This is a genomic window from Microbacterium sp. ISL-103, assembly GCF_018613995.1.
Lineage (GTDB): Bacteria > Actinomycetota > Actinomycetes > Actinomycetales > Microbacteriaceae > Microbacterium.
Genome location: NZ_JAGGPD010000005.1, coordinates 6,487 through 12,439, shown reverse-complemented (window position 1 = coordinate 12,439; position 5,953 = coordinate 6,487). Strand labels below are relative to the sequence as shown.

Here is a 5,953-nt window from a genome sequence, read left to right as displayed (position 1 = left end):
GGGCGGTGGACGCAGAAGGCCCCCCGGGCTGCGCTCGGGGGGCCTTCTTCTGTCTGTGGACCTAAGGGGACTCCGCTTCCCGTGCTCCGCTCGGAAGCTCCCCGAATCACTCAGCATGATAGACAGACGAAGGCCCCCCGGGCTGCGCTCGGGGGGCCTTCTTCTGTCTGTGGACCTAAGGGGATTCGAACCCCTGACCTCCTCGATGCGAACGAGGCGCGCTACCAACTGCGCCATAGGCCCTGACGTCTTCTACGCTATCACGCTCGAAGACCGCTCCGTGCCGTGCGGATCAGCCCGCGGCGCGCTTCGCGAGCAGGTGGCGGCCGTGCGCTTCGATCTCGGCGTCGTCGACGTATCCCATGCGCGCGAACGGCGACGAGGCGGCCGGCGCGGCTGCGGGAATCTGCACCGGCGTCGCCGGAGCCATCCGCTCGGCACGCTCACGCAGCTCGGCGAGACGTGCCGCGGCACGGCGCTCCTGCTGCGCGTCCATCTCGGCCCGCGCGACCTGAGCGCGCGAACCGGCGACCGACACCAACGGCTCGGGCAGCGGGCGCGGAGTCCACGTCGCCCGACCCTGATCGTGCAGTGCGGGCCCGATGCGTTCGACGGGCTGTTCGACTGTGCGGACAGCCCGTCGGGCGACACGCGCGGCGACAGACGACATCCGCTGCAGCGCGAGACCCGCCACGACCACCAGCGATCCACCCGCCCACAGCAGCAGCTGGGTCTGCGTGGCGATCAGCTGCCACACTCCCAGCCCCGCGATGACGAGGCCGAGCAGGAGGGCAGAGGTCGCGGCCATGCGCACCCGACGCCGGGCGCGCGCCTGACGCACGACCGGATCGGCCTTCGCCGCCGCGAGCTGTTCTCTGAGCAGGGTGAGCTCGGATGCTTCCTTCTCGGATTGCACGCGCTTCGCGAGCTTCTGCTGCGCCAGTGCGGTGCGCGCGTTCAGTTCGAGACGCACCTCGCCGGGCGTCTCGCTGGTCTCGGCGAGCACTCTCAGAGCCTGATTCAATCGGACGGCGTTGCGCTCGGCGGCGTCGTACTGGAAGCGACCGCGCCACGAGGGCAGCAGATAGAGCATCCACAGGAGCACGGCGACGAGGACTATCACTCCCCCGCTCAGCACCGGCCCGTCCATGTCGACAACGGTACGGGAAAAGCGATGGTCTCACCGCTCAGTCCGGGCGTGTGTCGCGACGAGTTCTGGCGTTCTCCGGCGTGTCAGAGCGCGAAGCGGTCGGATGGAGGGATCGTGGCGGCGTCAGGCGGCACCTGACCGTTGAGCCACCGCGCCAGCACACCCTGCGGCACGTCCTCTTTCGTGAGCGCGAACGCGTAGTGGTCGCGCCAGTCTCCGTCGATGTGGATGTAGCGACGGCGCAGCCCCTCGTATCGGAATCCGAGCTTCTGCACGATCCGCAGGCTGGCGGCGTTCTCGGGGCGGATGCAGATCTCCATGCGGTGCAGCGCGTACTCGGTGAAGCACGCGTCCGTGGCCATGGCGACCGCCGTCGGGGTGATGCCCTTGCCCGCGAAGCGCTCGCTCACCCAGTACCCGATCGTGGCCGAGCACAGCGATCCGCGAGAGACTCCCCAGACGTTGAGCTGACCGGCGATCTCGCCGTCGTACTCCATCACGAAGGGGTAGCCCGCGCCATCCCGATACTGCTGCAGCAGGCGGCGGATGCTGAGGCGCATGTCGAACGAGACCGAGCCGTACGGCACGGTCGCCTCCCACGGCTGCAACCACGAGCGGTTGCTCAGCAGCTCATGCTGAAGTGCTCTGGCGTCGCGCGATCGCACGAGGCGCAGCTCTATAGGACCCTGCCGCATCCCCGTCGCCTGATCCATGTCAGCGCTACCGACGCCGCGGTGACGCCTAGAGGCGTTCCGCGAACTCCTTGAGCCACGGCCGCAGCTCGGGGCCGAGGTCGTCGCGATCCGAGGCCAGCTGCACGATGGCCTTGATGTAGTCGACACGGTCGCCCGTGTCGTAGCGGCGTCCGCGGAAGATCACGCCGACGACTCCGGGACCCTCGGGGCGCGTCGCCAGCTCCTGCAGAGCGTCGGTGAGCTGGATCTCTCCGCCCTTGCCGGGCTCGGTGTGCTCGAGCACCTCGAAGATCGAGGCGGGAAGCACATAGCGTCCGATGATCGCCAGGTTCGACGGGGCGTCCTCCGGTGCCGGCTTCTCGACGAGACCGGTGACGCGCACGGCATCAGATCCCTCGATGTCCTCGACCGCGGCGGCACCGTACATGTGGATGTTGGCGGGGTCGACCTCCATGAGGGCGATCACTGCGGCGCCGCTGCGCTCGTGCTCGGCGATCATCTCGGTGAGCAGCGGATCGCGCTCATCGATCAGGTCGTCACCGAGGAGCACCGCGAACGAGCTGTCTCCGACATGGGTGCGCGCGCGCAGCACGGCGTGGCCGAGGCCCTTCGGCTCGCCCTGGCGGACGAAGTGGATGTCGGCGAGATCGCTCGACTGCACGACACGTGCGAGCCGACCGGTGTCGCCCTTCTCCATGAGCTTGACCTCGAGCTCGGGCACCGAGTCGAAGTGGTTCGAGATGGCGTTCTTGTTGCGACCGATGATGACGAGGATGTCTTCGATCCCGGCCGTGGCGGCCTCTTCGACGACGTACTGGATCGCCGGCTTGTCGACGACCGGGAGCATCTCCTTCGGCATCGCCTTCGTCGCGGGAAGGAATCGTGTCCCCAGTCCTGCGGCGGGAATGACGGCCTTGATCTTCTGAGCAACCATCCTCACAGCCTAGTGGGGATGCCGCCGTAGACTCGGAGGCATGTCGAACGTCGAGCACGAGAAGCGCGCGCTCCGCGCCGAGCTCCGCGAACGCCGTCAGCTGCTGAGCGACGCGCAGCGAGAGAGCGCGGCGTCCGCGATCGCACAGCGCCTCGACGAGCTCGTCGACTCGCTCGGAGCCCGATCGATCTCGTGCTTCCTGTCGACCACCACCGAACCCGGCACGAGGGAGTTCGTGCGCGCGGCGGTGCGACGCGGCATCCGCGTGCTCCTCCCGGTGACGCGCGCCGACGGTCTGCTCGACTGGGCGGTCGCGACCGACGACGACGATGTGTCCGAAGGGCTGTTCGGCCTGCCCGAACCCACCGGCGAGGTCCTCGGCCCGATCGCCGTGAACGACGTCGATCTGATGGTGATCCCCGCCGCAGCCGTCGACCGCACCGGGATGCGCATGGGCTGGGGTCGCGGCTACTTCGACAAGACCATCGGATCGATGCAGAAGTGCCCTCCCGTCTATGCGGTGATCTATGATTCCGAGGTACTCGACTTCCTGCCGAGCGACGTTCACGACCAGCCGGTCACCGGCATCGTGACCCCGACGCAGACCCTTCTCCTGTCGCACTCGCGACGCTGACCTCGACGAGGACCGCAATGCCCACCTATGCCTATGCCTGCCGTTCCTGCGGCCACGCCTTCGACGCCGTGCAGAGCTTCTCCGACGACGCGCTCACGGTCTGCCCCGAGTGCGGCGGCGAGCTGCGCAAGCAGTACGGATCGATCGGCGTGACCTTCAACGGCTCCGGCTTCTATCGCACCGACTCGCGGGCGGGCTCTGGTGCATCGGCATCCGCCCCGGCATCATCGAAATCGGAGCCGACGAAGAGCGCCACCCCGGCGCCGGCGTCGACCACCACCTCTTCCTGACATTCGACAACCTTCCGGAGGTTACCCATGCTCAAAGGTTTCAAGGACTTCATCCTCCGCGGCAACGTCATCGACCTCGCGGTCGCGGTCGTCATCGGCACCGCGTTCACCGCGATCGTCACCGCCGTGGTGAACAGCATCATCACCCCGCTCGTCTCCCTGTTCTTCAAGGCCGACGCGACCGGCAACTTCGGGCCGCAGCTGACGAGCATCTACGGCGACCAGGTGACGTTCCCGATCGGCGATCTGATCTCGGCGATCATCAGCTTCCTCTCCGTCGCCCTGGTGGTGTACTTCGTCTTCGTGCTGCCGATGAACACCTTCAAGGCCCACGTCGAGGCGCGCAAGGGCACCCCGGCCGAGGAGCCGCAGGAAGAGCCGGCTGCCGCCACCGAGGCCGAGCTGCTCGTCGAGATCCGCGATCTGCTGGCGCGGAACAACAGCCGCAGCTGACATCCCGCTCGACGACGAAGCGCACGGTCCGGATTCGGGCCGTGCGCTTCGTCGTCTCGGCTCGAGAGGTCGGCCCCGCTCAATAGTGCGGAGGGACGTCCTGCATCAGCTGGTCATCGTTGGGGCCCTTCGGCCCGCTCGGCTTCTTCGGACGCTCGCCGGGAGCGTGCTCGGGGTCGGTGTCGGTGCCGGCGACCGGGGTCAGCTGGGCACGGCGTCGCCCGGGCACCCGCACGACCTGCTGCCGCGGCGAACTCGGGTCGGACTCGTCAGCCATGCGTCGGGTCGTCGAGATCGAGCGGCTGGGTGTCGTTCTCGGCGCGGACGGCGGATGCCGAGATGCCCAGCACCCCCGCGATCCGCGACGCCGCGGTGACAGGGTCGCTGTAGAGATCGAAGGCGTGCACGCGCACGTAGTGCCAGCCGAGGCGACGCAGCACGTGCGGGCGCAGGCGCAGCGTCTCACGCAGCGATTCGCCTCGAGACTCGGGGTCGGACTCGATCACGACCGCCTTGCCACCGTGCTGCGCGACCAGCGGCAGCAGGCCGCGGTAGTCGACGTCGACCGCAGCACCGAGGCGACGCAGCTCCCGAGCCAGAGCGAGGGTCAGCGGGTCTGCGAGGTCTTCGAGGCGTGCCTCGCGTCCGCGCGCGGCGAGCCCGCCGAGGATCGACATGAGCGTGGCCGCGCCGAACTCGAGACGCCCGTCGTCGAACGCAGAGGGCCTGATCGACGAGACGATCACCATCGAGCGCCGCGCCCTGGTCATGCCGACCGTGAGCAGACGCTCGCCGTCGGGAGTCGAGAGGTCGCCGAAGTCGCTGAGCACCCGTCCGTGCTTGGTGAGGCCGTATCCGAGAGAGAAGATGACGCGGTCGCGGCTCTCGGCGACCGACTCCTCGAGGGTGAGCACCGCGAAGGGCTCTGCGGTGTCGCGTCCGACGAAGTCCGCGACATCCGAGCGACCGGCGAAGGCCGAGGTGACGGCGGCGCGAACCCGCTCGGCATGACGGCGGCTCGCCGTGACCACCATGAGCGACTCGTCGGGGCGATGCACGGCGTGCTCGACCACGAGGGTGACGACGCGTGCGACCTCGGCCTCGGGGCTCTCGACCGCGCCCGAGACCGGATCGGGCGCGCCCGTGCCGCCTTCGACGTAGTCGACCGTGAGGCTGCCGCGGCCGAGGTACGAACCGGCCCAGGGCAGCGACACGATCTCGCCGCCGTAGAAGGCGTCGTTGATGAGTTCGGCGAGATCCTCGCCACCGGCGCGGTAGCTGCGAGTCAGGGTCATGACCGGCAGCAGCTCCGACAGACGCTCGAACACCGAGGTGTCGTCGAAGGGCACCTCGTGCTCCCACTCGGAGCCGGGATCGACGGCCACGTGGAACGGGGTCGGACGCTGGGTCACAGGATCGCCGAAGGCCACGACCTGGCGTGCACGACGGATGGCGGGGGCAGCCTCTGCGAGGTTGATCGCCGCGGCATCGACGAGGAGCACCGTGTCGAACTCCACCGAATCGGGGATGTGCGGCACGAGATAGGGCGACGAGATCCACACCGGCGCGAGCGCTCCGACGAGTGTCGGGGCGGCGCTCACGATCTCGGCCGTCGACGTGCCCGGCTGCTTCAGCGCGCGGCGCAGATGCTGGGATTCCTGCGGCTCGTCGACGATCGCGATCTTCCACTGGTTCGCCAGCTGCCAGGCGAGCAGCGGACCCGCCATCGCCGCGTGCGCCTCATCGACCAGGCGGAAGTCGCGCTCGAGGCGGTCGACCACGGCGGTGTTCGCACCG

At 68.7% G+C, this 5,953-nt stretch carries 7 protein-coding genes, 1 tRNA gene and 1 pseudogene; 3 read left to right on the top strand and 6 right to left on the bottom strand.

The features are described from left to right. Positions 1-170 precede the first annotated feature (170 nt). The 4 genes from J7E68_RS00235 to galU all read right to left on the bottom strand — a co-directional run bounded on the left by J7E68_RS00235 (position 171) and on the right by galU (position 2,779). Positions 171-243, bottom strand: a tRNA-Ala gene (locus J7E68_RS00235). A 49-nt stretch (positions 244-292) separates the two neighbouring features. Continuing rightward, entirely contained in the window at positions 293-1,150 is an 858-nt protein-coding gene (locus J7E68_RS00230; protein ID WP_215168751.1) for a hypothetical protein, read from the bottom strand. Between the two features lie 83 nt (positions 1,151-1,233). Continuing rightward, the gene (locus tag J7E68_RS00225) at positions 1,234-1,845 is read right to left on the bottom strand and encodes a GNAT family N-acetyltransferase (RefSeq protein ID WP_215168754.1); all 612 of its coding nucleotides are present in this window, start codon (positions 1,843-1,845) and stop codon (positions 1,234-1,236) included. Positions 1,846-1,891: 46 nt separating this feature from the next. Beyond that, entirely contained in the window at positions 1,892-2,779 is an 888-nt protein-coding gene (galU, locus tag J7E68_RS00220) for a UTP--glucose-1-phosphate uridylyltransferase GalU (RefSeq protein WP_215168748.1), read from the bottom strand. 40 nt (positions 2,780-2,819) lie between these two features. On the opposite strand from galU, the gene J7E68_RS00215 reads away from it, so the two are divergent. From J7E68_RS00215 to mscL, 3 genes are read left to right on the top strand one after another with little or no spacing between them, the layout of a single operon-like run. Continuing rightward, positions 2,820-3,413: a 5-formyltetrahydrofolate cyclo-ligase gene (locus J7E68_RS00215; protein WP_215168746.1), complete on the top strand. Its 594-nt coding sequence runs from the start codon at positions 2,820-2,822 to the stop codon at positions 3,411-3,413. 17 nt (positions 3,414-3,430) lie between these two features. After that, positions 3,431-3,703, top strand: coding sequence for an FmdB family zinc ribbon protein (locus J7E68_RS00210; protein ID WP_215168744.1), 273 nt, complete (start codon positions 3,431-3,433; stop codon positions 3,701-3,703). A 27-nt stretch (positions 3,704-3,730) separates the two neighbouring features. Continuing rightward, a complete protein-coding gene (gene mscL / locus J7E68_RS00205; protein WP_215168742.1) occupies positions 3,731-4,156 on the top strand; it encodes a large conductance mechanosensitive channel protein MscL in 426 nt (141 codons plus the stop codon). Positions 4,157-4,235: 79 nt separating this feature from the next. On the opposite strand, the gene J7E68_RS00200 is transcribed toward mscL, so the two are convergent. Then, positions 4,236-4,433 (bottom strand): hypothetical protein, encoded by a 198-nt coding sequence (locus tag J7E68_RS00200; protein WP_215168740.1) that lies wholly within the window; start codon positions 4,431-4,433, stop codon positions 4,236-4,238. Continuing rightward, a pseudogene (locus tag J7E68_RS19435) lies at positions 4,426-5,953 on the bottom strand (AAA family ATPase); the annotation flags it as partial. The pseudogene J7E68_RS19435 and the gene J7E68_RS00200, both read right to left, overlap by 8 nt.